Below are 261 nucleotides of genomic sequence, written 5' to 3'. Positions count from 1 at the left end.
GCTTTTTGTTTATAAGCCAAATTTGCAGTTTAAAAGTCTAGGTTATATTGGTAAAGCGCAAAGAGTGCTTATCATCCATTTGTTATCACTTTTTTGCATGAGTGGCATATCATGAGAGTTTTCTTCATTTTTAAAGTGAAAAAGTTTTTGCTATATTTTCTCATTCTTTTGGTGCAGAAATAAAGGTGCAATTTACAAAAAGGTGAGAGCTTGAAATTGTGCATGGTTCGGATGGAACGAGGTAAAACGTATCATGTTTAT

Source organism: Bartonella sp. MR168JLCBS (genome assembly GCF_042194175.1).
Note: the sequence above shows the minus strand (reverse complement) of the source record.